Source organism: Sphingomonas sp. Root241 (assembly GCF_001428865.1).
Taxonomy (GTDB): domain Bacteria; phylum Pseudomonadota; class Alphaproteobacteria; order Sphingomonadales; family Sphingomonadaceae; genus Sphingomonas.
The window spans coordinates 983,775-1,009,220 of record NZ_LMIV01000001.1 but is presented as its reverse complement, the minus strand read 5'-3'; the positions used below and the strand labels follow the sequence as shown (position 1 = coordinate 1,009,220).

The 25,446-nt window shown below is 65.5% G+C and carries 18 protein-coding genes; 10 read left to right on the top strand and 8 right to left on the bottom strand.

Going from position 1 to position 25,446, the window contains the following annotated elements; translation table 11 throughout:
- The first annotated feature begins 233 nt into the window (after nucleotides 1-233).
- Together ASE13_RS04830 and ASE13_RS04825 are read left to right on the top strand one after the other, a co-directional pair.
- Entirely contained in the window at nucleotides 234-1,127 is an 894-nt protein-coding gene (locus ASE13_RS04830; RefSeq protein ID WP_056612169.1) for an intradiol ring-cleavage dioxygenase, read from the top strand.
- A 251-nt stretch (nucleotides 1,128-1,378) separates the two neighbouring features.
- The gene (locus ASE13_RS04825) at nucleotides 1,379-2,653 is read left to right on the top strand and encodes an MFS transporter (RefSeq protein WP_056612166.1); all 1,275 of its coding nucleotides are present in this window, start codon (nucleotides 1,379-1,381) and stop codon (nucleotides 2,651-2,653) included.
- Here the strand turns inward: ASE13_RS04825 and ASE13_RS04820 are convergent.
- From ASE13_RS04820 to ASE13_RS04810, 3 genes are all read right to left on the bottom strand, one after another.
- Nucleotides 2,650-3,036 (bottom strand): response regulator, encoded by a 387-nt coding sequence (locus ASE13_RS04820; RefSeq protein WP_056612163.1) that lies wholly within the window; start codon nucleotides 3,034-3,036, stop codon nucleotides 2,650-2,652. The genes ASE13_RS04825 and ASE13_RS04820 overlap by 4 nt on opposite strands.
- Nucleotides 3,037-3,104: 68 nt before the next feature.
- Nucleotides 3,105-5,555, bottom strand: coding sequence for an ATP-binding protein (locus ASE13_RS04815; protein WP_056612160.1), 2,451 nt, complete (start codon nucleotides 5,553-5,555; stop codon nucleotides 3,105-3,107).
- Entirely contained in the window at nucleotides 5,555-6,937 is a 1,383-nt protein-coding gene (locus ASE13_RS04810) for a putative bifunctional diguanylate cyclase/phosphodiesterase (RefSeq protein WP_082596361.1), read from the bottom strand. The genes ASE13_RS04815 and ASE13_RS04810 overlap by 1 nt, the downstream gene beginning before the upstream one ends.
- Nucleotides 6,938-7,433: 496 nt before the next feature.
- On the opposite strand from ASE13_RS04810, the gene ASE13_RS04805 reads away from it, so the two are divergent.
- Nucleotides 7,434-8,750 (top strand): UDP-glucose dehydrogenase family protein, encoded by a 1,317-nt coding sequence (locus ASE13_RS04805; protein WP_056612157.1) that lies wholly within the window; start codon nucleotides 7,434-7,436, stop codon nucleotides 8,748-8,750.
- Here the strand turns inward: ASE13_RS04805 and rfbB are convergent, their stop codons facing one another.
- Nucleotides 8,751-9,809: a dTDP-glucose 4,6-dehydratase gene (rfbB, locus tag ASE13_RS04800; protein ID WP_056612154.1), complete on the bottom strand. Its 1,059-nt coding sequence runs from the start codon at nucleotides 9,807-9,809 to the stop codon at nucleotides 8,751-8,753.
- Nucleotides 9,806-10,738, bottom strand: a complete 933-nt coding sequence (rfbA, locus tag ASE13_RS04795) for a glucose-1-phosphate thymidylyltransferase RfbA (protein WP_056612151.1) — start codon at nucleotides 10,736-10,738, stop codon at nucleotides 9,806-9,808. The genes rfbB and rfbA overlap by 4 nt, the downstream gene beginning before the upstream one ends.
- A gap of 131 nt (nucleotides 10,739-10,869) precedes the next feature.
- Between rfbA and cysD the strand changes: the two genes are divergently transcribed.
- The 4 genes from cysD (at nucleotide 10,870) to ASE13_RS04775 (ending at nucleotide 15,971) form a co-directional block, all read left to right on the top strand.
- Nucleotides 10,870-11,775, top strand: a complete 906-nt coding sequence (gene cysD / locus ASE13_RS04790) for a sulfate adenylyltransferase subunit CysD (RefSeq protein ID WP_056612149.1) — start codon at nucleotides 10,870-10,872, stop codon at nucleotides 11,773-11,775.
- The gene (cysN, locus tag ASE13_RS04785; RefSeq protein ID WP_056612146.1) at nucleotides 11,772-13,685 is read left to right on the top strand and encodes a sulfate adenylyltransferase subunit CysN; all 1,914 of its coding nucleotides are present in this window, start codon (nucleotides 11,772-11,774) and stop codon (nucleotides 13,683-13,685) included. The genes cysD and cysN overlap by 4 nt, the downstream gene beginning before the upstream one ends.
- Entirely contained in the window at nucleotides 13,682-14,404 is a 723-nt protein-coding gene (locus tag ASE13_RS04780) for a 3'(2'),5'-bisphosphate nucleotidase CysQ (protein ID WP_056612143.1), read from the top strand. Before cysN ends, ASE13_RS04780 begins: the two co-directional genes overlap by 4 nt.
- A gap of 427 nt (nucleotides 14,405-14,831) precedes the next feature.
- On the top strand, nucleotides 14,832-15,971 hold the full coding sequence (locus ASE13_RS04775) for an SET domain-containing protein (protein ID WP_056612140.1): 1,140 nt from the start codon (nucleotides 14,832-14,834) through the stop codon (nucleotides 15,969-15,971).
- A gap of 126 nt (nucleotides 15,972-16,097) precedes the next feature.
- On the opposite strand, the gene ASE13_RS04770 is transcribed toward ASE13_RS04775, so the two are convergent.
- Nucleotides 16,098-17,942, bottom strand: a complete 1,845-nt coding sequence (locus ASE13_RS04770) for a CHASE4 domain-containing protein (RefSeq protein WP_056612138.1) — start codon at nucleotides 17,940-17,942, stop codon at nucleotides 16,098-16,100.
- Nucleotides 17,942-19,813 carry a putative bifunctional diguanylate cyclase/phosphodiesterase gene (locus ASE13_RS04765; protein ID WP_235536840.1) on the bottom strand — a complete coding sequence of 624 codons (1,872 nt, stop codon included), beginning with the start codon at nucleotides 19,811-19,813 and terminating at the stop codon, nucleotides 17,942-17,944. Before ASE13_RS04765 ends, ASE13_RS04770 begins: the two co-directional genes overlap by 1 nt.
- A 360-nt stretch (nucleotides 19,814-20,173) precedes the next feature.
- On the opposite strand from ASE13_RS04765, the gene ASE13_RS04760 reads away from it, so the two are divergent.
- The 3 genes from ASE13_RS04760 (at nucleotide 20,174) to ASE13_RS04750 (ending at nucleotide 23,614) form a co-directional block, all read left to right on the top strand.
- Nucleotides 20,174-21,046 carry an HpcH/HpaI aldolase/citrate lyase family protein gene (locus tag ASE13_RS04760; protein ID WP_056612135.1) on the top strand — a complete coding sequence of 291 codons (873 nt, stop codon included), beginning with the start codon at nucleotides 20,174-20,176 and terminating at the stop codon, nucleotides 21,044-21,046.
- Nucleotides 21,047-21,116: 70 nt separating this feature from the next.
- Nucleotides 21,117-23,264, top strand: a complete 2,148-nt coding sequence (locus ASE13_RS04755; RefSeq protein ID WP_056612132.1) for a PAS domain S-box protein — start codon at nucleotides 21,117-21,119, stop codon at nucleotides 23,262-23,264.
- Nucleotides 23,261-23,614, top strand: coding sequence for a response regulator (locus ASE13_RS04750; protein WP_056612131.1), 354 nt, complete (start codon nucleotides 23,261-23,263; stop codon nucleotides 23,612-23,614). The genes ASE13_RS04755 and ASE13_RS04750 overlap by 4 nt, the downstream gene beginning before the upstream one ends.
- A gap of 6 nt (nucleotides 23,615-23,620) precedes the next feature.
- Here the strand turns inward: ASE13_RS04750 and glmS are convergent, their stop codons facing one another.
- Nucleotides 23,621-25,444 carry a glutamine--fructose-6-phosphate transaminase (isomerizing) gene (glmS, locus tag ASE13_RS04745; RefSeq protein ID WP_056612128.1) on the bottom strand — a complete coding sequence of 608 codons (1,824 nt, stop codon included), beginning with the start codon at nucleotides 25,442-25,444 and terminating at the stop codon, nucleotides 23,621-23,623.
- Nucleotides 25,445-25,446: the final 2 nt, after the last annotated feature.

Genomic DNA, 25,446 nt, shown 5'->3' with positions numbered 1-25,446 from the left:
GTTTCCTTCCTCGTGCAAGCGAGGGAGGGGGACCAGGAAGTGGTGGAGGGGGCATCTCCACAAGCGGTTCGCCTGCGGCCAAGCCCCCTCCGTCATGCTTCGCATGCCACCTCCCCCGCTTCGCGAGGGAGGAATTGCCGACTGCAATCCGGTGAAACATTCGCGCGATGGTGCGAAATTGAGCGGCGCGGTTTCCCCGCCACTCCTTGCCATCAACCAGCGGGAGTATCGCATTGCATCACGACCATCACGAACATGATCTCGGCCTCGCGCATGATCTGGAGGCCATCAACGCGCTCGCCAGCCGCCGCCGGGCGCTGCGCTGGTTTGCCGGGGCGGGCGCGGGCGCACTGCTTACCGGCTGCGACGGCGGTTCGGCTACGGGCACGATCGTCGCGCCTACGCCGTCGCCAAGCGCTACTCCGACACCGACACCCGGTGCGACTGCCACGCCGACACCGACGGCGGGTTGCGTCGCCGATCCGAGCGAGACCAACGGCCCCTACCCTGCCGACGGCACCAACACGTCCAGCGGACTCACCTCGAACGCGTTGACCGCCGCGAACGTGGTACGTAGCGACCTGCGCCCGAGCTTCATCGGCACTTCCACCGCGGTGGCCGCCGGCGTGCAGCTGACGCTCACGCTGACATTGGTCAACGTCAATGCGAGCTGCGCGCCGCTGGCGGGCTATGCGGTGTATCTCTGGCACTGCGACCGCGATGGGAAATACTCGCTCTACGATCTGCCGAACGAGAGCTATCTGCGCGGCGTGGGGGTGACCGACGCCAACGGGCAGCTGACCTTCACCACGATCTTCCCTGGCTGCTATGCCGGGCGCTGGCCGCACGTGCATTTCGAAGTGTTTTCGAGCCTGAGCAATGCGACGAGCGGGCGCTATGCGGCGCTGGTTTCGCAGCTCGCGATGCCCGCAGCGGCCTGCACCGACGTCTACAACAACGGCACGGGCTACAGTGCCAGCGTGCGCAACCTCGCCGGCGTGTCGCTGAGCGGCGACAATGTGTTCGGCGACAATACGAGCGCGCAGATCGCCCAGCAGACGCCCACGACGAGCGGGAGTGCCGCGGCGGGGTACACGGCGACCGCGGTGATCGGGCTGGCGCGGTAGGCTTCAGTGCTCCTGCGAAAGCGAATGCAGGACCACTTGAGGTTCCTCGATCTCCAGGTCGAAGACTCATATCCAAAACACGTCATCCCCGCTTTCGCGGGGATGACGAAAAGGAGGGTCAGCCTGCCAGGTAAAATCAACAGCTTAAATGGGGCTCACCCCGAGGGATGGAGCGGTCAGCATCCCCTGCGCCGTGGCATACTCCTGTGCACCACTTCCCGGCAGACGGTGCGCCGTTATAGTGCACGGCGATGACCTCCGCACCAGCACGCCCGCACCGCCTTCGATCGATCCTCGGCGGCTCGGCCGGCAATCTCGTCGAATGGTATGACTGGTACGCTTATGCGGTGCTCGCCACCTATCTGGCGCCGCATTTCTTCCCCGACGACGCATCGAAGGACCTGAACGCCTGGGCGGTGTTCGCCGTGGGCTTCTTCATGCGGCCGATCGGCGGCTGGCTGATGGGGGTCTATGGCGATCGCCACGGCCGAAAGGCGGGACTGACGCTCTCGGTGACGCTGATGTGCATCGGCTCGCTGATGATCGCGCTTACCCCGGGCTACACCGCGATCGGCTCACTGGCCACGGTCTCGCTGGTCGTCGCGCGGTTGATCCAGGGTTTGTCGCTCGGCGGCGAATATGGCGCGAGCGCGACCTATCTCTCCGAGATGGCGGGCAAGCGGCACCGCGGATTCTTCTCGAGCTTCCAATATGTCACGCTGATCTCGGGCCAGCTCACCGCGCTGGTCGTGCTGCTCGTGCTGCAGGCCTCGATGCCCGAGGCCGAGCTCAAGCAATGGGGCTGGCGCATTCCGTTCGCCGTCGGCGGCGTATTGGCAGTGATCGTATTCTGGCTGCGTCGACGGCTTGCCGAGACGGAGAGCTTCGAGAAGCGGGACACCGCGCGCAAATCCGGCTTCGCCGCGCTGTTCCTCGAGCATCCGCGCGAGGCGGCGGTAGTGATGCTGCTGACCGCCGGCGGCACGCTCGCTTTCTATGCCTATACGATCTACCCGATCGCCTTCCTCAAGAAGACCGCCGGCTTCTCCGATGCGATGGCGACGCAAGTCAATGCGGCGGCCCTGTTCGTATTCATGGCGATCCAGCCGCTCGCGGGGGCGTTGTCGGACCGGATCGGGCGCAAGCCGCTGATGGTGGGATTCGGCATATTGGGCGTGCTGCTCACCTGGCCGATCTTCACGGCGCTCGAGAATGTCGAGACCGCATGGCAGGCATTCTGGCTGATGACGGGCGCACTGGTGATCGTCACCGGCTACACCTCGATCAACGCAGTCGTGAAGGCGGAGCTCTTCCCCGCGCATATCCGCACGCTCGGCGTCGCATTGCCCTATGCGCTCGCCAATGCGATCTTCGGCGGCACGGCGCCTTATGTGGCCTTGTGGTTCAAGGACGCCGGCTGGGAGCGCGGCTTCTACTGGTATGTCACCGCGATGATCGGGATTTCGCTGATAACCTATCTCAAGATGCGCGACACGGCGAAGCACAGCCGCATCGTCGAGGACTAAGCGAGGATCCCGCCATCGCGGCTGGCGAGCACGCGGCCGATCGAATCGAACAGCGCATCCATCGCCACCGGCTTGAACAGCACGTCGTCGGCGCCGAGCCCCAGGCAGCGCTCGCGCAGATCGACTGCGGTGTCCGCGGTCACGACGATGATCGGCAGCTTGCCTTTCTCGTCGTCGCGCGCGCGAATACGGCGGATCGTCTCGAAGCCGTCGGTACCCGGCATGCGCAGATCGACTAATATGACGTCGAAGCTCTCGGCGTCGATCCTGGCCAGCCCCTCTTCGGCCCAGCTCGCCTCGGCCATGGTCGCCCCGGCGACGTCGAGCATGTCCTTCACGACCCGACGGTTCATCGGATCGTCCTCGATGAAGAGGATGTTCATTGACTGCCGCCGGGGCGGAGCGAGGGAGACGAGGCGACCGTTTTTATCATATGACGTGTGCTATCGCGCTAAGCCGCCTGCGACACAAGCGGGTCGCTGCCACCCGGCCCAGAATTTTCTTCCGTATCCGTAATGATCGCGGCAACCAGCGCCGCGCCGGAAATCGGCTTTTCGATGATCTGTCCGATGCCTGTGGCGAGAAGTTGCGATCGGAGCGCGTCGTCGGGCTTCATCCAGAGAACCGCACACATCGCGGGGGCGCTGGCTGCCGCGAGCGTGGCCAGGGTCACCATCGGCTCGCCGTCGCCTGCCTTGAGCGTCGCTTCGTCGAGCAGCAGATGCGTGACGCCTCCCTCCTCGACCATTGCCAGTGCCTCTTCGGCGGTGGCGACGAACCGCAGCGAGGCGGTTTTCGGCTCCAGCAGGGTACGCAGCATGCTCCGTGCGATCGGGTTACGATCGAGGATCAGCATCGTGCCTCCGGTGCGCGATCCGGACGGGCCCTCGGCCGGGGTTTCGGCAGCAACCAGCGGCAAATCGACCGTGAAGGTCGCGCCCTGCCCTTCGATGCTCTCCACCGAGATCTCACCACCCAGCGCGCGGGCGAGATTGCGGCAGATGGTAAGACCGAGGCCGGTGCCGCCGAACTGGCGCGTCGTGCCGGCATCGACCTGGCGGAAGGATTCGAAGACTTCCTCGAACTTGTCGGTCGGGATGCCGATGCCGGTATCGGTGACGACGAGCCGCAGGCGGCGCGCCTCGCCCTCGCCCTCGGCCACGGCGCGAAGCGTGACGGCACCGCGTTCGGTGAACTTGATGGCATTCGACAGGAGGTTGAAGACGATCTGGCGGAGGCGGCCCGCGTCGCTGACGATCCAGCCCGGCGCGTGGCTGAGCTCGAGCCGGAAGATGAGCCCCTTGCCGCGCGCCTGCTCTTCCCACAGCCGAGTCACTTCGCGGAGCGTCTGGCAAAGGTCCAGCGGCAGGGCTTCGACGGTGAGGTTGCCCGTCTCCATCTTGGCGACATCGAGAATGTCGTCGACGAGGCTGCGCATCGTCACGCCGGCGCCGTGGACGATGCCGATGCGATCGCGCGTCCCCGCCTCCAGCTTCGGATCGGCGAGCATGACCTGGGTCATGCCGAGGATGCCGTTGAGCGGCGTGCGGATCTCGTGGCTGGTGGTGGCGAGGAATTCGGTCTTCGCCCGCAGCGCCTTTTCGAGCGCCAGATTGGTTTCGCCCAGCACGACATTGGTCGCGCGGATCTGGTTGCGGCTGCGGCGGAGCGTGACCAGGCCGAAGCTCAGCAGCGCGATGATGACGAGCGTGGCGCCGCCGATGCTGAGGAACAGGGTGCGCTGGAACTCGGCGGTGCGGCGGGCCTCGTCGGCCTTGAGCGTCTGGATGCGCGTCTGCTGCTCGGCGAAGTTGAAACGCGCCGCCATCAGCGCCGCGCCTGTGGAGGTCGCGACCTTGGTGGTTTCCTCCTCGAGGCGCCTCAGCGCCTGGAGATGCGCGAAGGCCAGCTTCGACGCGCCGACATCGCGCAGGATTTCGTAGGCGAAAAAATGGGAAATCCGGAAATCGCCTGTCGTCGTGGTCAGATCCATGCCCGCGAAACACTGTTCGATCAGCCGCACCGCCTTCGCCTTATCACCTCGATCGGCAGCCAGGCGGGCGGCGGTGGCAAGAAGCTGGCGACGCAGGAGATCCGCATCGGCCTCCTCGACCAGCCTGAAGCCGCGCGCCAAGGTGCGATCCGCGGCTTCGTAATGTTTGAGTTCGACCTGGTTGCGCGCGAGATTCACGAGAATTCGCGCCTCGAGCAACGGCTTTTCGAGCTGCCGTGCGATGGCCAAGGCCGCTTCGTACTCCTTCTCCGCTTCTGCGCGGCCCTCATCTGCACGGGCGAGGACATTGCCGCGGCTGTTGTGTAGCGATAGCGAAAGCGCGGGATCGCCGTCGTAGAGCTCGGAAGCCTGGCGATAATATTGTTGTGCGCGATTGTCGTCGTTCGCGACGCTGTAGAGCCCGCCGATATTCTGGAGCGCGATCGCCTGGCTGCGCGGCTCGCGTACCGAACCGAAGATCCGAAAAGCTTCCTGATAGTTGGCCAGCGCCTTCACCGGCTCGTTGGCCTGCATGTAGAGCGCGCCTTGGGACATCAGCAGATCGCCGCGCAGCTTGATCGGCGCGGGTATCGCACCAATGAGGCGCAGCCCTTCGTCGAGAAGCGGCCTCGCGCGTTCCGACGCATTGCTTCGCAGATATGCCTCCGCTCCGAGCCACCGCGCAGTGGCGAGTGCGAGCGTGCGCTGGCGAGCGTCGGGGATGCGACGCGCGAGCCCATCGATCAGGACGACATGGCGCAGCACCTGCGCCTGATCGGCCATCATGCTGCTCTTCGCGGCATCGATCTGCGCCTGGAGCGGGGCGGGAAAAGCCGCGTCGTCCGCACGGGCGGGCTGGATGACCGCCAATGCCAGCGCCAGACCGGCCAGGCGAAGCAGCACGCGCATCACGCGCGCTTCCAGAAGCTCTCGGGCCGGATGAATGACTGCACGTTGGCCGAACTGGCGAGATGCGCCTCGTCGACGAGATATTTGCGGAAGGCGTCGAACCCGAGTGGGCGCGAGAGCAGGAAACCCTGCACCATGTCGCAGCCCATCACACTGAGCAATGCAAGCGCCGACGGCGTCTCGACGCCTTCGGCAGTGACTTCCATCTCGAGCGCATGCGCGAGATCGATCGTCGAGCGGACGATCAGCGGATCGCGATTGCTGCTGGTGAGTTGCATCACGAACATCTTGTCGATCTTGAGCTCGCTGGCGGGCAGGCGCTTCAGATAGGCAAGCGAGGAAAGCCCCGCGCCGTAATCGTCGATCGCGAGCCGGACGCCGATATCGGCGAAGGTCTGGAGATGCTGGATTGCGCTGTCGGGATCGCGGATCACTGCGGTCTCGGTGATCTCGAAGCCGAGCTTGGCGCCGCTGGCCGAGACGATCGCACATGCTTCCTTCACGAAGTCCGCATCGGCGAGCAGCATGCCCGAGATATTGAGGAACAAAGTGATATCGTAGCCTTCGCCGGCGAGGCGCTTCTGGTCCGCGATCACCTGGCGCAGCGTCCACATCGTCAGCGCGCCGATCTCGCCAGCCTCTTCGGCGACCGAGATGAAATCGCCCGGCAGGATCAAACCGCGCTGCGGATGCTGCCAGCGGATCAGCGCTTCCGCGCTGGCGATCTCCTGGCGGCGGACATGCACCTTGGGCTGATACTGCAGGAACATCTCGCCATTGGCGATCGCGCGGGGAAGTTCGCGCATCAGCGTCATGCGATCAAAGGCCAGATCCGCGCGCGACAGATCGAGCATGACGACCTTCTTCTCGCTCCGTGCCTGGTCGAGCGCGGATTCGGCGGCTTCGGTGAGCCGGACGTCGTCGCAGTCCTCGCACGGCGCCACCGCCACGCCGAACTGCATCTGAAGCTGGTACGGCTCGCCGTCGAGATCGAACGACCGGGCCAGCGCCTTGCGCAGCCGATCGATATCGGCGGCGCCCGCTTCGGGAGCCTCGCGCTCGAAGCCGATCTCGATCAGCGCGCGGCCGGCGGTGAGGATACGGACATCGGGAAGCACTTCGGCGATTCGCGCCGCGACATCGAGAATCAGCGCGTCGGCGCGCGGCCGGCCGAGATGGCGACGCAGAGTCGCGAAATTCAGAATCTCACATTGGGACAGAATCCGCCAGTAGCCTGATTTGGGACGGACGGGCTTTTCACCCTTGGCGAGGCTCGCGGAGGTCGTCGCACGCAGCGTCGTCGGCGCATCAAGCGCCTCGCGCGCGCACGCCCTGGTTGCGCGCCGCGACTCGACTTTCGCCGTGATTCCATTGGTTTCCATGGACGAAGTGGTCGCGTGCGACGCTGCGTCCCCCATGGGCACCGAAGGCTCAGACCCGCCTGACATGGCTGGAGAACTACGACCGGACCCTTGAAGGAAGGGTTAAATCGGAAGCGGTTGACGTTTTCCGATCTCCGCCATTCCGCAGAAATCCTGATTGATTCGTTGTTAATCTCTCCTTAACCAGTCGAATTGCGCGTCGTTGCGCGCCGATGGGAGATCATTGATGTTAGCGTTTGACCTTCTTTTTCGCGACAAGAGCACCGGCGAAGAAATTCGTCCGTTCTAACTTGATCGTCACTTCCGGGCCGGCGGTGAAGCACCTTCAGCTGTGAAGGCGCGCTGACCGGCCCGGACGATTCTTTTGCGGCGGCTGGATTTCCGGCCGCTTTTTTATTGCCCGCGGGCAAGCACCGGAGAGCGGTTGCGTCGCCCCGCCCTTGCCCTCCGCGCACGTCTGGTTAAGGCGCTGTCTCTCACACTGGAGGGATTGGCCTTGCGCATCGCGATGATCGGCACGGGATATGTGGGGCTGGTTTCCGGCGCCTGCTTCTCGGATTTCGGCCATGAGGTCATCTGCGTCGACAAGGACGCACGCAAGATCGAGCTGCTCCACCAGAATGTGATGCCGATCTACGAGCCCGGCCTCGCCGAGCTGGTGGCATCGAACGTCAAGGCGGGCCGCCTTACTTTCACGACCGATCTGGCCGAGGGCGTCAAGGATGCCGACGCAGTGTTCATTGCGGTCGGCACCCCCAGCCGGCGCGGCGACGGCCATGCCGACCTTTCCTATGTTTACGCCGCGGCGCGCGAGATCGCCGAGAACCTGACCGGACCGAGCGTGATCGTGACCAAGTCGACCGTGCCGGTGGGCACCGGCGACGAAGTCGAACGAATCCTCGCCGAAGTGGCGCCCGACAGCGGCGCGAAAGTCGTCTCGAACCCCGAATTCCTGCGCGAAGGCGCGGCGATCGAGGATTTCAAGCGGCCCGACCGCGTCGTCGTAGGCACCGACGATGAAGGCGCGCGACAGGTGATGCGCGAGATCTACCGGCCGCTTTCGCTCAATCAGAACGCGCCGATCGTCTTCACCGGCCGCCGCACTTCCGAATTGATCAAATATGCAGCGAACGCGTTCCTCGCCGTCAAGATCACTTTCATCAACGAGATCGCCGATCTGTGCGAAGCGGTCGGGGCCGACGTGCAGGAAGTGTCGCGCGGGATTGGCATGGACAATCGCATCGGTGCCAAGTTCCTCCATGCCGGCCCTGGCTATGGCGGTTCGTGCTTCCCCAAGGATACGCTGGCGCTGCTCAAGACCGCGGCCGACAACGAGACGCCGCAACGCATCGTCGAGGCTACGGTCCAGGTGAACGATGCGCGCAAGCGTGCGATGGGCCGGAAAGTGATCAAGGCGATGGGCGGCGACGCCCACGGCAAGACCGTCGCGGTGCTTGGCCTCACCTTCAAACCCAATACCGACGACATGCGCGATGCGCCGAGCCTGTCGGTGATCGCGGCGCTGCAGGATGCCGGCGCGACAGTGCGCGCTTATGATCCCGAAGGCGTCGAGCAGGCACGGCCGATGCTGCCGGGCGTCGAGTTCTCCTCGAACCCTTATGCAGCCGCAGAGGGCGCAGACGCGCTGGTGATCGTCACCGAATGGGACGAGTTCCGCGCGCTGGATCTCGGCCGAATGGCGCGGACGTTGAAGACGCCGCTGCTGGTGGACCTACGCAATATCTATCCGCCGGCGGAAGCGGCGCGCGCCGGATTGAAGCTGGTCGGCGTGGGCAAGCCCAGAGCGGGCTGATCAGGCGACCCTTCCCAGCCGTTCGCCGGCATAGTTCGAAGCGCGGATCGGCTCCCACCACCAGCGATTGGCGAGATACCAGTCCACGGTCTTGCTCAGCCCCGATGCGAAGCTCTCGTTCGGGGTCCAGCCAAGTTCCCTCTCCGCCTTGGCGGGATCGATCGCGTAACGGCGATCATGGCCGGGACGATCGGCCACGAAGCCGATCAGCGACCGGCGGACCATTCCAGGCAGCGGCTGGCGCCGATCGAGAATATCGCAGATCGCCTCGACCACGCTCAGATTGGTCGCCTCCGCCCGGCCGCCGATCAGATAGGTTTCGCCTGGCCTGCCTTGGGTGAGCACCCGCTCGAGCGCCGCGGCATGATCCTCGACAAAGAGCCAGTCGCGGACGTTCTCCCCGCGACCATATACCGGCAGCGGCCTGCCCTCGAGCGCGTTGAGGATGGTCAGGGGGATCAATTTTTCAGGGAAGTGAAACGGCCCGTAGTTGTTCGAACAGTTCGACAGCACCACCGGCAGGCCATAGGTCTCGTGCCAGGCGCGGACGAAATGATCCGACGCAGCCTTCGACGCCGAATAAGGCGAGGACGGCGCGTAGGGCGTTGCCTCGGTGAAGACGCCGCTGTCGAACGGCAGATCGCCGAACACTTCGTCAGTGGAGACGTGGTGGAAGCGGAAATGCTCGCGGGCCCGCGCGGGCAACGTGCGCCAATGCGCGAGCGCAGCATCGAGGAGCCGGACGGTGCCGACGACATTAGTCTCGACGAACGCCGCAGGTGAATCGATCGAGCGATCGACATGGCTCTCCGCCGCAAGATGCATGATGCCTTCGATCCGCTCGTTGCGGAGCAGCTCCAGCACCGTCTCGGTGTCGGCGATGTCGGCTCGGACGAAGTGGAAACCGGGTTCGGCCTCCGCATCGCGGAGCGACGCGCGGTTACCGGCATAGGTCAGCTTGTCGAGGCAGACGACGTGATAGCCGCGGGCGACCAGCAGGCGGCACACCGCCGAGCCGATGAACCCGGCCCCGCCGGTGACGAGCACTCGCCGGATCATGCGGCGTCCTGCACGCAGCGGCGGAGATAATCGGCATAGCCGGTCTTGCCCATCGTCGCGGCGCGATCGAGCATTGCGTCGGCACTCAAATAGCCGAGGTCGAAGGCGATCTCCTCGGGGCATGCGATCTTGATACCCTGGCGGTGCTCGATCGTGCGGACGAACGCGCCCGCCTCGTGCAGGCTGTCATGGGTGCCGGTGTCGAGCCAGGCATAGCCGCGGCCCAGGCGGTTCACGGTCAGATCGCCGCGATCGAGATAGGCGCGGATCACGTCGGTGATCTCGAGCTCGCCGCGCGCCGAAGGCTTCAGCGCGTGCGCGATCGCCGTCACGTCGGAATCGAAGAAATAGAGGCCGGTGACCGCCCAGCGCGAGGCTGGCTTCTCCGGTTTCTCGACGATGCTGGTGGCGCGCGCAGTCTCGGGATCGAAGCTGACCACGCCGTAGCGCTCGGGATCCTCGACCTGATAGGCGAAGACCGTCGCCCCGCCGGCCGCGGCCGCTGTCGCGGCCATGTGGCCCTTTGCGCCCATCGCATCGCCGTGGAAGATATTGTCGCCAAGGATCAGCGCCGCAGGGCCTCCGGCGAGGAATTCCTCGCCGATCAGAAAGGCTTGGGCGAGCCCTGCCGGCTCGGCCTGCACGGCATAGCTGAGGTTGATGCCGAACGCTGCGCCGGTGCCGAGCAGCGCCTCGAACATCGGCAGATCGCGCGGGGTGGAGATGATCAGGATGTCGCGGATGCCCGCCAGCATCAGCACCGACAATGGGTAATAGATCATCGGCTTGTCGAACACGGGCAGCAATTGCTTCGAGATCGACAATGTCGCCGGATAGAGCCGCGTGCCCGATCCGCCGGCGAGGATGATCCCCTTGACGCCGTGCGGCTCGGGCCTGCGATCACCGCTGCGGCGGAAATGGCCTGACAATTTTTCTTCTCCGCTCCGAATTAGGAACGCCTCGCAATCGAGGCTCCCTCCCCCCTAGATCAACACTGCCAAATAGCGGCAGAAGGTTCACGAAGCTTTAGCCGGGCAACGCAGCGTAATCGGGATTCGACTTGTCTCTTCCACCCCTCACCCATCTCCAGCGCCTCGAGGCCGAGAGCATCCACATCCTGCGCGAAGTCGTCGCGGAGGCTGAACGGCCGGTGATGCTTTATTCGATCGGCAAGGACAGCGCCGTGATGCTGCATCTGGCGAAGAAGGCATTCTATCCCGCGCCGCCGCCCTTCCCGCTGCTCCATGTCGACACGACGTGGAAATTCCGGGCGATGTACGACTTGCGCGACAAGGCGGCGGAAGCCGCCGGCATGCAGCTGATCGTGCACCAGAACCCGGACGCGCTGGCGCAGGGAATCAATCCGTTCGATCATGGCAGCCTGCACACCGATCTGTGGAAGACCGAGGGACTGAAACAGGCGCTCGACAAATACGGCTTCGACGCGGCCTTTGGCGGCGCGCGGCGCGACGAGGAGAAGAGCCGCGCCAAGGAGCGCGTCTTCTCGTTCCGCACCGCCAGCCATCGTTGGGACCCGAAGAACCAGCGTCCCGAGCTCTGGCACCTCTACAATGCGCGGAAGAACAAAAGCGAGAGCATGCGGGTGTTCCCGATCTCGAACTGGACCGAGCTCGACATCTGGCAGTACATTCTTGCCGAGGGCATCGAGATCGTCCCGCTCTATTTCGCGGCACCCCGCCCGACGGTCGAGCGTGACGGGCTGATCCTGATGGTCGACGACGAACGCTTCCGGCTCAATCCGGGTGAGGTGCCGGTCGAGCGATCGGTGCGATTCCGGACCTTGGGCTGCTATCCGCTGACCGGCGCGGTCGAGAGCGAGGCGGCTAGCCTTGAGGAGGTGATCCAGGAGATGCTTCTCACTACCACATCCGAACGTCAGGGCCGCGCGATCGATCACGACCAGGCCGCGAGCATGGAGAAGAAGAAGCAGGAGGGTTACTTTTGACCTCCTATCGCCCCGACGCGCTGATCGCGTCCGATATCTCGGCCTATCTGACGCTGCACCAGAACAAGTCGCTGCTGCGGTTCATCACCTGCGGCTCGGTCGACGACGGAAAATCCACGCTGATCGGGCGCTTGCTCTATGATTCGAAGATGATCTTCGAGGATCAGCTGGCAAGCCTCGAAGCCGACAGCAAACGGCTGGGGACGCAAGGGCAGGAGATCGACTTCGCATTGCTGGTCGACGGACTCGCCGCCGAGCGCGAGCAGGGTATCACGATCGATGTCGCCTATCGCTTTTTCGCGACCGAGAAGCGCAAATTCATCGTCGCGGATACGCCGGGGCACGAGCAGTATACCCGCAACATGGTCACTGGCGCCTCGACCGCCGACCTCGCCGTCATCCTGATCGATGCCCGGAAAGGTGTGCTCACCCAGACGCGGCGACACAGCTACCTCGCGCACCTGCTCGGCATCCGGCACATCGTGCTCGCGGTGAACAAGATGGACCTGATCGGTTACGATCAGGCCGCTTATGACGCGATCGTCGAAGATTATCGCGGTTTCGCCGAATCGATCGGCATTGCGGGCTTCACGCCGATTCCAATCTCGGGATTCAAGGGCGACAACATCACCGGACTGTCGGCCAAAACGCCGTGGTTCGGCGGGCCTGCATTGCTGGAACACCTGGAACAAGTAGACGTCGAAGTTGACACCGACCGCGCCGGGCCGTTCCGGCTGCCGGTGCAGTGGGTGAATCGACCGAACCTCGACTTTCGCGGCTTCGCCGGACTGATCGCCAGCGGTTCCGTCAAGCCCGGCGACACCGTCCGAATACTCCCGTCGGGCCGGACCACGACGGTCTCGCGGATCGTCGCGATCGGCGGCGACCTCGACGAGGCGGGCGCCGGAGAATCCGTCACGCTGACGCTCGCCGACGAAGTCGATTGCTCGCGCGGCGACGTGATCGCAGCGGCCGACGCGCCGCCGCAGTTGGCCGATCAGTTCAAGGCGACGATCGTCTGGATGGACCAGGCCGATCTGCTGCCCGGCCGCGCTTATTGGCTCAAGCTCGGCACCCAGACAGTGAGCGTGACGGTGCGCGAGCCAGAGCACGCGATCGACGTCAACACGCTCGCGCACGTCTCGGCGCGCACGCTCAAGCTGAACGACATCGGCGTCGCGGAGATCGCCGCGGACCGCGGGATCGTCTTCGAGCCCTATGCCGAGAGCCACGATCTCGGCGGGTTCATCCTGATCGACAAGGTGACCAACGCGACCGTCGCGGCGGGCATGCTGCACCATGCGCTGCGGCGCGCGCAGAACGTGCACTGGCAGGCAGTGGAGATCACCCGCGAGGCGCATGCCGCGCAAAAGGGCCAGCGCGCGCGCCTGCTGTGGTTCACCGGGCTTTCGGGCTCGGGCAAGTCGACCATCGCCAATCTGGTCGAGAAGAAGCTGCACGCGATGGGCAAGCACAGCTTCCTGCTGGACGGCGACAATATCCGCCACGGGCTCAACCGCGATCTCGGCTTCTCCGACGCCGACCGGGTCGAGAATATCCGCCGTGTCGGCGAAGTGGCGAGGCTGATGACCGATGCCGGGCTGATCGTGCTCACGGCTTTCATCTCGCCCTTCCGCGCCGAGCGTGAGATGGTGCGCGCGATGCTGCCCGAAGGCGACTTCTTCGAGATCTTCATCGACACGCCGATCGCCGAAGCCGAGCGGCGTGACCCAAAGGGACTGTATCGCAAGGCGCGCGCGGGCGAGATCGCCAACTTCACCGGCATCTCGAGCCCCTATGAGGCGCCGGAGAACCCCCAGATCCGGATCGACACGACGAAGGAAACGCCCGAGGCCGCGGCCGAGCGGATCGTCGAGACGATCATGGGAACGTGGAGCCCGGTGATTTGACCGACGCCGAACTCGCGCGGGACATCGCCGCCGAGGCGGGTGCCCTGCTGATGCGGATCCAGAGCGACTGTGCGGGCGGCGACCGCGGCGACCGCGAGGCCAATACGCTGATCCTCGCGCGGTTGCGGGAGGCCCGGCCCGAGGATGCGATCCTTTCCGAGGAATCCGCCGACGACCTCGCCCGGCTGGAGCGCAGCCGCGTGTGGATCGTCGATCCGCTCGACGGCACCCGCGAATTCGCCGAGCGGCGCGACGATTGGGCAGTGCATGTCGCGCTGGCGGTCGACGGTCATGCGGAGAGCGGCGCGGTGGCGCTGCCGAAACTGGGCGTGACGCTGTCGAGCGACGCCCCTCCCCCGCTTCCCGCTCCGCAGACGCCGCCGCGGCTGTTGGTGAGCCGCACGCGGCCGAGCGCCTTGTGCGTCGACGTGGCCGAGCGGATCGGCGCGGTTCGGGTGGGCATGGGCTCGGCCGGCGCCAAGGCGATGGCGGTGGTGCGCGGCGAGGCCGAGATCTACCTCCACACCGGCGGCCAGCATCAATGGGACAATTGCGCGCCGGTCGCAGTGGCACTGGCGGCAGGGCTGCACGCGTCGCGGATCGACAGTTCGCCGATCGTCTACAACCAGCGCGAGACGAGCATTCCGGACCTGCTGATCTGCCGGAAGGAATGGGCGCAGACGGTGCTGGCGGCGGTAAGGGATTGCGGGCGGGACTAGGGTGAAAACCTATACAAGCTGTTGATTCATAACGGCTGCACTTCGTCCATCGCGAACCCCTTACGTCATCCCCGCGAAAGCGGGGATCCATCTCCAACAGTTTCCACGAGCGCGCCGGTGCATTTTGCTGCCCGCTCGGGAGATGGGTCCCCGCTTTCGCGGGGATGACGGATTCTGAATATGAGTCCTCAACCTAGCGGATCGCCGCTTCCGTCTGTTCGTCACCCCGGCCTTGGGCCGGGGTCCCGCTGACCCTCTGGCCAGGAAGAAGCGGGATCCCGGCTCAAGGCCGGGATGACGATTGTGGGGACTACCGCCGCACCTATCCCGGAGGAGCTTCATCTCCGCGACTCGCGGATTCCCGCCGAGTCGCGCGTGGACGAGAGTCAATGGACATGGTAAACGCTCCTCCGGGGAGGGGCGTTTCTTGGGCTTGGACATCTGGTTCCTGCTGGCGATCGGCTTCAGCTTTTCGGGCTATGCCGCATACCTGCTGGGACTGCGCCGCCAGACCATTCGCCCCAATCGCGCATCCTGGCTGATCTGGGCGACGGCAACCGCGCTCGAGGCACTGACCTATGCCGCGGTGAACCCGGGCGCGCCACAGGGCTGGGTGTTCGCGCTGTCCGCCGCCGCTTGTATCCTGGTGACGATCGGCATCTGGCACCGCTCGGCCTGGTCGCCACCCTCGCCGACCGACACTTTCTGCATCGGCACCTGCCTCACCGCTCTGGTGCTGTGGCTGGTTTTCCGAGAGGCCTTCTGGGCACACATGCTCGTGGTAGCCGCGGTGCCGGTGAGCTTCTGGCCGACTTGGGCGAGCATCTGGGCAGATCGTTCGCGTGAGCGATCGCCTGCCTGGGGGCTGTGGACGTTCGGCGATCTTGCGACCTTGCTGATCGCGGTCCGCGGCGCCGAACTCGGGGTAGCCGAGCTCGGCTATATCCTCGTCGAGTTGCTCTGCCATGCCAGCGTCTGGTTCCTGATCGGACTGGCGACGATCAATCCGCTGCGGTCGCTCGGCGCCCGCCGCGGCGGGCTCTTCATATTCGACCGCTATCGTCCCTCGACCAATCTTTTCAGGGTCGGCGAGAACCATCTCGGCAAGGCCGTGTTCGCGGCGACCGGATTCGCCGAGGGAGACGTGCTGCTCGAATTCACCGGCCAGCGGCTGCGCGCGGACCAGGTGCCGAGCCGGATGCGTGGACGCGGCGATCGCTTCGTCCAGGTGACGCCCGATCATTATATGGGGCCATCCGGGCGGCTCGACGATCTGGTCAACCATAATTGCGCGCCCAATGCAGGGCTGCGCTTCGGCGATGAGGGCGTGTTCCTGGTGGCGATACGCGCGATCGCGCCGGGCGAGGAGATCAGCTGGGACTATTCGACGACGTTGCGCGAATCGAACTGGCACATGCTCTGCCAGTGCAAGGCTCCCAGCTGCCGGCGCGTGATCGGCAATTTCGATTCGCTGGATGCGGAGCGCCGGGAGTGGTTCCGCGCACGCAATCTGGTGGCGCCGTATCTGCAGCGGGACGAAGTGACGGAGAAACGGGCGGTGGGGTAAGGCCCATTACTCGTCACCCCCGCGGAAGCGGGGGCCCATCTCCTGAACGAGCGGCAAAAAAGCGCCGGTGTGTTCGTGGATAATCCGGGAGATGGGGCCCCGCTTTCGCGGGGGTGACGGTTGTATTTACGCCGCGAGTTCCTCCGCATCGGCAAGCGGCGCGGCACTCAGCCTCAGGATCGCCCTAGCTCCCATACCCTTGCCGTCGCTCTGCACCTCGAGCGCGCCGTCCATCGCGAGCATCGAATTGGCGCACCAGTGAAGCCCGAACCCGCCGGACTTGTGCGGGCGTGTCGAGAAGCCGCGCTGGAACAGAGTCGGCGCCAGCGCGGGATCGAAACCTTCGCCATCGTCGCGGATGACGATCTCGATCTTGTCGCCTTTTTCGTGGATCGACACGGCTATGCTGCCCCCGCCTTTGCCCGTGGCGGCAATTGCCTCCGCGGCATTGGCGAACAGGTTTCCGACCACCTGACTGAGGATCACGCGGTTCGCGAGCACCCAATGCGGCCTGGCCGGGAAGCTGAAAGCGATCGAGTTCTCGCCCGAATAGCGCGCGATCGTGGCATTCTGGGCGACGATGTCGCTGATGTCGCAAGTGGCGAGCGGCGGACGCTCATGCGCGGCTTCCTGCTGTTCGCCGATGATCTGGAGCACGTGGCGCAGCGCGTCGCGCCCGACGCAGAGCTGTGCGCGACGATCCTCGCGCTCGCACTCGATCGCATCGAATGCGGCAGCGAGCAGAGCGGCCAGCTTGGCTCGGCGATCCGGCGCCAGGCTATGGTCGGCGAGTTCGGCCAGCGCCTTGTCGATCGTCGTGCGATCAAGCGCGGCGGGGCGGTCGAGCCCTTGGCTCAGCACGGTCGTCACCGGGTTCAGCGCGTTGCGGACATTGTGCATCACCGCGACCGCGCTTTCGCTCCTGCCGAGCGTGAAGCTCTGCACCTCGAGCTGCTCGCGCAGATCCTTGAGCTGGCGGAGCATCGAATTGAAGCTGGTGACGAGGCTGCCGATCTCGTCGTCACGCGGGCGCTCGGTGAGCAAGCCCAGCGTGCCCGAGCTTCGGACCAATCCCATATGGCGCTCGACGCGATGGAGCGGCTGCAGCACCAGCCGCGTGATCATCCGCCGCAGCACCAGCAGCACCACCGCCAGCAGCAGCGTCGACGCGAGCACCGCGAGGATCAGCATCCGTTTGCCGAGCATCGAGAGATCGCGCGGCACGCTATAGGCGGCAGTGGCGATCGCGTGGCCATCAGACCCCGGCACCGGCACCGCGATGCGGGTGCGCGAGGAGGTCGGCGTGACGGTCACCTGATTGACCGGCGCGGTGAAGCTCGCCTCGAGCTGGAGCAAGGTGCTCAACTGGGCCGAAGTCACCGTGCGCGCCATCAGCACATAGCCGCGCGGACGTCCGCTGCCGTCGCTGCGGCGCACCCGCGCGATGCCGACCGCGGCCAGCGTGTCGCCGAGGCGGAGATAGAAGCCGGCCGAATTCCGCCCCTGGAGCGCTCCCTCGAAATCGAGCCGCTGGATCGCGCCGATGAGCGCGGCGCGCATCGGCGGCACATCGGCCTCTTGTGCCACGTCGATCCAGCGCGCGATCACGATCGAGCGATCAGGCCGGACATAGGCCATGCCGTTGATATCGAGATTGACCATCGCCAGGGTCGAGAAGCTCTCCTCTTCGAACGCGCGGCTGGGCGCGGCCATGTAATTCCACGAGGAGTTCCAGTCACCATAGTCGCGAACCGCGCTCTCGACCTTGGCCGGAAGATCTTCGATCGCGGCCTTGGTGCGCGCGACATGCGCCGCCTCGGCAGTATGCTCGAGATGGTTGAAGCTCGGCGTGATGACTGTCGCGAGCAAGAGAGTGAGCGTCGTCGCGCCGAGCAGCCCGACACCCGTCAATATCAGGACGAGCTTTGCGCCGAGCGACCGCGGCGGGCGCAGGCGCCCCGTGCCCGGCATCAGCCGTTCGTCCCGTCGCCCGCGGCCTCGGTCTCCAGGTCGGTCTGGGCGGAAAGACTGCCGCGTTGCGCGAGCACCAGCGCATCCTCGGCATCGACCGGACGCGAAAGATGATAGCCCTGCATATGGCTGCAGCCGGCGAGGCGCAGCGCCTGGAGCTGGGTTTCGGTCTCGACGCCTTCGGCCACGACTTCCATGCCCAGCGCGCGGCCGAGATGGATCACTGAATGGACGATCGCGGCGGACTCGCGCTCGCGGCCCATGCCGTCGACGAAGCTGCGGTCGATCTTGAGACAATCGAGCGCGAAGCGGCGGATATTGTAGAGCGACGAATAGCCCGTGCCGAAATCGTCGAGCGCGATGCGGAAGCCCATCTGGCGGAGCTTGAACAGGATCTCGGCGGCGCGCTCGACATTGTCGAAGATCGCGGTCTCGGTGATCTCGATCTGAAAGCGGCCGGGCGCGACGCCCGCACTGGCGACGCGCTCCACGACATGCGCCACGAAATTGTGCCTGCGGAACTGGCGCGGGCTGAAATTGACCGAGACATATTGATCCGGCCAGGTTTCGAGCGCCTCGATCGCGCGATCGATCACCCAATCGCCGAGCTCGTGGATCAGGTTCGATTCCTCGGCGATCGGAATGAACATCGCCGGCGGGACCATGCCATATTCGGGGCTGCACCAGCGGATCAGCGCTTCGAAGCCGGTGATCTCCATGTCGCGGCCGACGATCGGCTGGAAGACGAGCTTCAGTTCGCCCTTGGCGATCGCCCCGGAAAGCCCGGTTTCGATCTGGCGGCGGAAGCGAATGGACTCGTCCATGCTCTCGTCGAACAGCCGCACGCAACCGCGGCCCTGGCGCTTGGCCTCGTTGAGTGCGAGATCGGCGCGGCGCATGACGTCGACCGGATCGCCGATGCTGCCCGGCTCGACGACGATCAGCCCGATCGAAGCACCGGCTTGCACCGAATGGCCGAACACCGTGAAGCTCGTGCTGCACGCCTTGAGCAGCCGCTCGCACAGCATCGCGGCCTCGTCTTCGCCGGTCACGTGCAGCAGCATCGCGAACTCGTCACCGCCCAGCCGCGCGACGAAGCCGCCCGCGGGAACATTCTGTTGGAGGATCTCGCAGATCATGCGGATCAGTTCGTCTCCGGCGAGATGACCGAGCGTGTCGTTGACCAGCTTGAAGCGGTCGAGATCGAGCATCGCCATCGCAAAGCGATGCTCGCTTCGCACCGCCTGCCCCAGCGTGTGGAGGAAGGCGAGCCGGTTGGGCGCGTCGGTCAGCGAGTCGTGGTTGGCCATGTGGATGGCGCGCGATTCGTTCGCGGCCAGCTCGAGCTTCTGCTCCTCGAGCAACGCGATCGCCTGCTTGAGATCGAGGTCGATCTTCCAGCGATTGGCGAGCGCAGTCGCAGTCTGGAGCACCTCCTCGGCCTGAAAAGGCTTGGCGATGTAGAAGATCTTGTCGGCGGGACCCGCGGCACGGCTGATGTCGATCGGCGAAAAATCGGAAAAGCCGGTGACGATGACGAGGTTGATGTCGGGATCGGCCAGGCGGATGCGGCGCGCGGTTTCCTTCCCGTCGATCCCGGGCGGCATGCGGATGTCGATGAAGGCGACGGCATAGCGTTCGCCCGATTGGACCGATTCCTCGACGGCGGCGACGGCGTCGAGCCCCTGCATCTTGTGGTCGCAGGCGAATTGGGGCGTCGGATCTTCGGGTTCGGCGGACGCGGCGTCACCGAACAATTCGGCGGTCATCGCATCCAGCACGGCTTCGCTATGGCTCGGGCGCGACGCCGCGAAGCACTGCCGATAGGATTCGTGCATTCCCGGTTCGTCGTCCACGATTAGAATGCGCACGATGCCCCAATCCCCTTGATCCGCACTGAAACAAGGTAAGTGAACAGCGTTAACGCGGGGTAAAATTCGGCCCGGGCCCAGCGGTGGCGGCGGCCGCGCGTCGTTAAGACCTGGTACAAACCCATAACGGATTACTCCCGAGCGGATTTCGCACGGTATGCGGTCTAGAAGTCTGTTCACGGATGCCTCTGTCTCCCTGGGGCCTTCGTCCGTACCGAGTGCCGCCTCTCCTTACCGGAGGGGCATTGCCCAGAGAGCAAGCCGAAGCCGTCACCAATCCCTCACGGCTTCGGCTGGGCCCCGCATGGTTTACCCGCGCTCCTCCGCGTTCTAGGTCTGTCGACCGAATTTGGAGGATCCATGGCCGAACCGTTGATCGCACGCTCTCTGCTCTTCGCGCCCGGCGATTCCGAACGCAAGCTGGCCAAGGCCGGAGCAAGCGGCGCGGACCTCGTCCTGCTCGATCTCGAGGACGCGGTCGCCGCCCCGAACAAGGCTGACGCGCGCCGGCTGGTCGCCGAGCATCTGCGCACCGCCGAGCGCGCGCAGCCGCAATGGGTGCGGATCAATCCGCTCGACACCGGGCATGCGCTCGCCGATCTGGCCGCGGTTGTGCCCCATCGTCCCGACGGGATCATGCTTCCCAAGGCGACGCGCGCCGAAGCCGATCGCCTCCACCATTACCTGACTGCGCTCGAGGTCGCGTCGGGAATCGCGCCGGGCACGATCCGCACGATCGTCGTCGCGACCGAGACCGCGCCGGCCCTGTTCGGCCTCGGCGACTATGCCGGCTGCCCGCGCCTCGCCGCGCTCACCTGGGGCGCCGAGGACAGCGCGACCGCACTCGGCGCGACGGACAATCGCGACGAGACCGGCGAATACGACTTCCCCTACCAGCTCTTCCGCGCGCTGGCGCTGGCGGGCGCCGCGGCGGCGGGGGTGACTCCGATCGAGACCATCCATGGCGATTTCCGCGATCTCGACGGGCTGGCCAAGGTGGCCGCCAAGGCGCGCCGCGCGGGTTTCCGGGGCATGATGGCGATCCATCCTGATCAGGTTCCGGTGATCAACCGCGCCTTCTCGCCATCCGAAAGCGAGCTGGAGCGTGCCGAACGGATCGTCGCGGCGTTCGCGGCAAATCCCGGAGCCGGCACGATCGGACTCGACGGCGCGATGCTCGACATGCCGCACCTGAAGCGTGCCCAAGCCGTGCTGGCGATGCCGCGCGGCTAAGCCTTCAATTGATTCTCCAGAGGTTAGGTCTAGGAATGCGAAGCATGCATTCGGGGGTGCGTACCGCGTAATGACCCAAGCCGAGCCCGGGCACGAACCGCTTCCCGTAGGCGAGGACGAGTTCCGCCTGATCGCGGATAGCGCGCCGGTGGCGGTGTGGGTCACGCGGCTCGACCGCACGCGCAGCTTCGTCAATCGCGCCTATGTCGAATTCCTCGGCGTCTCCTATGACGAGGCGCTCCGCTTCGATTGGCGCAGGATCATCCACCCCGAGGACGCGGCGCGGATCCTCGCCGAATCGATCGCTGGAGAAGCGCGTCTCGAGACCTTCGATCTCGAAGGACGCTATCGCAACGCGAACGGAGAATGGCGCTGGCTCCACTCCACCTCTTCCCCGCGGCGCGACGCGCAGGGGCGGCATATCGGCTTTATCGGCGTCGCGCACGACGTGACCGAAGCCAAGGAGGCGGAACTCTCACTGCGCGACCGCGAGGCGCAGCTTTCGGCATTCATCAGCCAGTCGACGGCGGGCTTCGCGCAGGTCGATCTGAGAGGCCAGTTCACGCTGGTCAATGATCGCTTCTGCGAAATCGCCGGCTGGAGCCGCGACGAGCTGATGGAGATGCGGATGCTCGACATCACCCATCCCGAAGACCGCGACGGCAATCGTCCGCTGTTCGAAAGAGCCGTGCGCGAAGGCACCCCCTACACGCACGAGAAGCGTTATGTCCGCAAGGACGGCAGCGTCGTGTGGGTCAACAATTCGGTGTCGGTGATCCGCCGCGCCGATGGCGAGCCGTTCGGCGTGCTGGCGGTGACGCTCGATGTCACGCGTCGCCGCGCGGCCGAGGCGCGGTTGCGCAAGAGCGAGGAAAGCCTGCGCCTCGCCATCGAAAGCGCGGGCATGGCGAGCTGGGAACTCGATCTCGAGACGATGCAGGGCGAATGGTCGCCCAATCGCTTCGACCTGCTCGGCATGGCGCGGCGGGCGGACAGCCGCGGCAGCTTCGCCGAATGGCTCGAGCGCGTGCACCCCGACGATCGGGAAATGGTGCGTGCCGCGGCGCGGAACTGCTTCGACACCGGCACGCCCTACACGATCGAATATCGCGTCAACCGCGCCGACAATGGAGAGGAGCGATGGCTCCAAAGCCATGGCAGCCGCATCGATTACGAGGACAAGAGGCCGAGCCGCTTCGTCGGCGTCTCATTCGACATCACCGACCGCAAACGCGCCGAGGCCGAACTCCGCGAAAGCGAGGCGCGCTTCCGGACGATCTTCGAGCAGGCGAACGACTTCCTGATCACCACCACGCTGGATCAGAAGATCACTTCGGTGAATCCGGCCGTGCTCGCGGCTCTGGGCTATGCCGAAGACGAAGTGATCGGAGCCTCGATCGGCGACTTCATGGACTCCGACCAACTCGCGTTGAGCATGGAGGCGTTCAATCACAAAATGCGCGAGGGCGGCAGCACGCGATTGACCGTTACCGTGCGCGCGCGCGACGGCCGGCCGCTGATCTGGGAGATCAACTCGCAGTTGACCACCGACGACGAGGGCAAGCCCACTGCGCTCCACGCGATCGGCCGCGACATGACCGAGGCCAAGCGCGCCGAGACGCATCTCCGGCTGCTCGTCGACGAGCTCAACCACCGAGTGAAGAACACGCTGGCGATCGTCCAGGGCATTGCCCAGCAGAGTTTCAAGGACGGTGCCGACGTGGCGGCCGCGCGTGCCGCGTTCGAGGGCAGACTGGCCGCGCTCTCCGAGGCGCACGATCTGCTCACTCGCGAGCATTGGGGAGCGGTGTCGATGGCGCAGATCATCGGCGATGCCGTCGCACCGCATGGCGGCGAGCCTGGACGCATCGAGCTCGATGGGCCCGATCTCCCGATCCTGCCCAAGACCGCGATCAGCCTTGCGTTGGCGATCCACGAGCTCGCGACCAATGCCGTCAAGCACGGAGCCCTGTCGAAACCCGAGGGTCGCGTGGCGATCCGCTGGGCGCGGACGACGAGCGATCACCGCGCGCGGCTGTCGCTCCTGTGGGAGGAGCGCGGCGGCCCCAGAGTCGAGATTCCCACGCGCCGCGGTTTCGGCACGCGGATGATCGAACGCGGACTCGCGGCGGAATTCGGCGGTACGGTCAAGATCGATTTCCGCCCCGAAGGCCTGGTTTGCACCGTCGACGCGCCACTGCCCGAGGGTGCCGAATGAGCGGCTATGGCGCGCTGCGCGTGCTCGTCGTCGAGGACGAACCGGTGGTGGCGATGTGTCTCGAAGACATATTGCAGGCGCTCGGCTGCGAGACGGTGGGACCGGCCGCGCGGCTGGTCGATGGTCTTGCGATGGCCGAGAACGAGCCGCTAGGCGCCGCGATCCTCGACATCAATCTGGGCGGCGAACGCAGCACGCCGATCGCCGAGGCACTGCGCCGGCGCGGTGTGCCCTTCGCCTTTGCGAGCGGCTACGGCACTTTGCCGGAGGGTTTCGAGACATTGCCGCTGATCGAGAAACCCTATCGCGAAGCCGATATCGATGCGGCGTTGCGGGCGCTGCTGGGGTAGCGGCTCCTATTCCACCGTTACCGATTTCGCGAGGTTGCGCGGCTGATCGACGTCCGTGCCCTTGGCCACGGCGACGTGATAAGCCAGCAACTGCACCGGCACCGCATAGACGAGCGGCGCGATCAGCGGGTGGACGCTGGGCATCTCGATCGTCGCCAGCGCATCTTCGCCGGCCAGCGCCAGCCCCTCGGCGTCCGAGATCAGCACGACCTTGGCGCCGCGCGCCTTGGCCTCCTGCATGTTGGAGACGGTCTTGTCGAACAGCGGGCCCGATGGGGCGAGGACGATCAGCGGCACGCTGTCGTCGATCAATGCGATCGGTCCGTGCTTCATCTCGCCCGAGGCATAGCCTTCGGCGTGGATGTAGCTGATCTCCTTGAGCTTCAGTGCACCTTCGAGCGCGAGCGGATAATCGGGGCCGCGGCCGAGATAGAGCACGTCGCGCGCCGCCGCGATGGTGTGCGCCATGCCCTCGATCTCGGCATCATGCGCGAGCGCGGCGTTGATCGCGGCGGGCGCCTCGATCAAATGGCGGACGATCTCGCGCTCGGCATCCTCGCTCAGCTTGCCCTTGGCGCGGGCGAGATTGACCGCTAGCGCCGCCATCACCGCGAGCTGGCAGGTAAACGCCTTGGTCGAGGCGACGCCGATCTCGGGGCCGGCATGGGTGGAGAGCAGCAAGTCGACTTCGCGCGCCATCGAGCTGGTCGGCACGTTGATGATGCCGGCGGTGGTAACCCCATTCGCCTTCATGTGGCGGAGCGCCGCGAGCGTATCGGCGGTCTCGCCCGACTGGCTGACCACCACGCCGAGCGTATTGGGGAGCAGGACGGGATCGCGGTAGCGGAATTCGGAGGCGACATCGACTTCGACCGGCAGCCGCGCGAACTGCTCGATCCAGTATTTGCCGATCATCCCGACATAGGAGGCGGTGCCGCAGGCGACGATCGCGACGCGCTCGATCCTGCTCAGGTCGAAGCTCATGTCGGGCAGCGCGACCTTTTGCTCGACCGGGCGGATATACGACGCCAGCGTCTGCGCGACCACCACCGGCTGCTCGTAGATCTCCTTGAGCATGAAATGGCGGTGATTGCCCTTGTCGATCAGCGCCGCCGACACGCCCGAGGCGACGATCGGGCGCTCGACGGGATTGTTGTCGCGATCGAAGACTTCGACCTTGTCGCGGGTAAGCACGGCCCAGTCGCCCTCGTCGAGATAGGCGATGCGCTGGGTGAGCGAGGCGAGCGCGTGCGCGTCCGAGCCGAGATAATTCTCTCCCTCGCCATAGCCGACGGTGAGCGGCGCACCGAGCCGGGCGCAGATCAGCAGGTCGGGCTGGTTGCGGAACAGGAAGGCGACGGCGAACGCGCCGTGGAGCTTGGGGAGCACCGCGGCGACTGCGTCGCGAGGACTGCTGCCGCGCTCGAGCTCGCGGCTGACGAGGTGCGCGACGACTTCGGTGTCGGTCTGGCTCTTGAACTCGCGACCCTCGGCGATCAGCTGGTCGCGGAGCGGCTTGAAGTTCTCGATGATGCCGTTGTGGACGATCGAGACGTCGCCGACGATGTGCGGATGGGCATTGTCCTCGGTCGGCGCGCCGTGCGTGGCCCAGCGAGTGTGCGCAATGCCGATCGTGCCCGGCAGCGCGCTTTCGGCCAGCCGCGCGGCGAGGTTGATCAGCTTGCCCTCGGCGCGACGCCGCTCGATCTCGCCGTCATGGAGCGTGGCGATGCCCGCCGAATCATAGCCGCGATATTCGAGCCGCTTGAGCCCGTCGAACAGGCGCTGGGCCACGTCCTGGTTGCCGACGATTCCGACAATTCCGCACATCG

Coding starts and splice junctions, on each gene's coding strand:
- ASE13_RS04825 (WP_056612166.1), top strand. CDS start 1,379: ATGACCTCCGCACCAGCACGCCCGCACCGCCTTCGATCGATCCTCGGC.
- ASE13_RS04820 (WP_056612163.1), bottom strand. CDS start 3,036: ATGAACATCCTCTTCATCGAGGACGATCCGATGAACCGTCGGGTCGTG.
- ASE13_RS04815 (WP_056612160.1), bottom strand. CDS start 5,555: ATGCGCGTGCTGCTTCGCCTGGCCGGTCTGGCGCTGGCATTGGCGGTC.
- ASE13_RS04810 (WP_082596361.1), bottom strand. CDS start 6,937: ATGGAAACCAATGGAATCACGGCGAAAGTCGAGTCGCGGCGCGCAACC.
- rfbB (WP_056612154.1), bottom strand. CDS start 9,809: ATGATCCGGCGAGTGCTCGTCACCGGCGGGGCCGGGTTCATCGGCTCG.
- ASE13_RS04770 (WP_056612138.1), bottom strand. CDS start 17,942: ATGCCGGGCACGGGGCGCCTGCGCCCGCCGCGGTCGCTCGGCGCAAAG.
- ASE13_RS04760 (WP_056612135.1), top strand. CDS start 20,174: ATGGCCGAACCGTTGATCGCACGCTCTCTGCTCTTCGCGCCCGGCGAT.
- ASE13_RS04755 (WP_056612132.1), top strand. CDS start 21,117: ATGACCCAAGCCGAGCCCGGGCACGAACCGCTTCCCGTAGGCGAGGAC.
- ASE13_RS04750 (WP_056612131.1), top strand. CDS start 23,261: ATGAGCGGCTATGGCGCGCTGCGCGTGCTCGTCGTCGAGGACGAACCG.
- glmS (WP_056612128.1), bottom strand. CDS start 25,444: ATGTGCGGAATTGTCGGAATCGTCGGCAACCAGGACGTGGCCCAGCGC.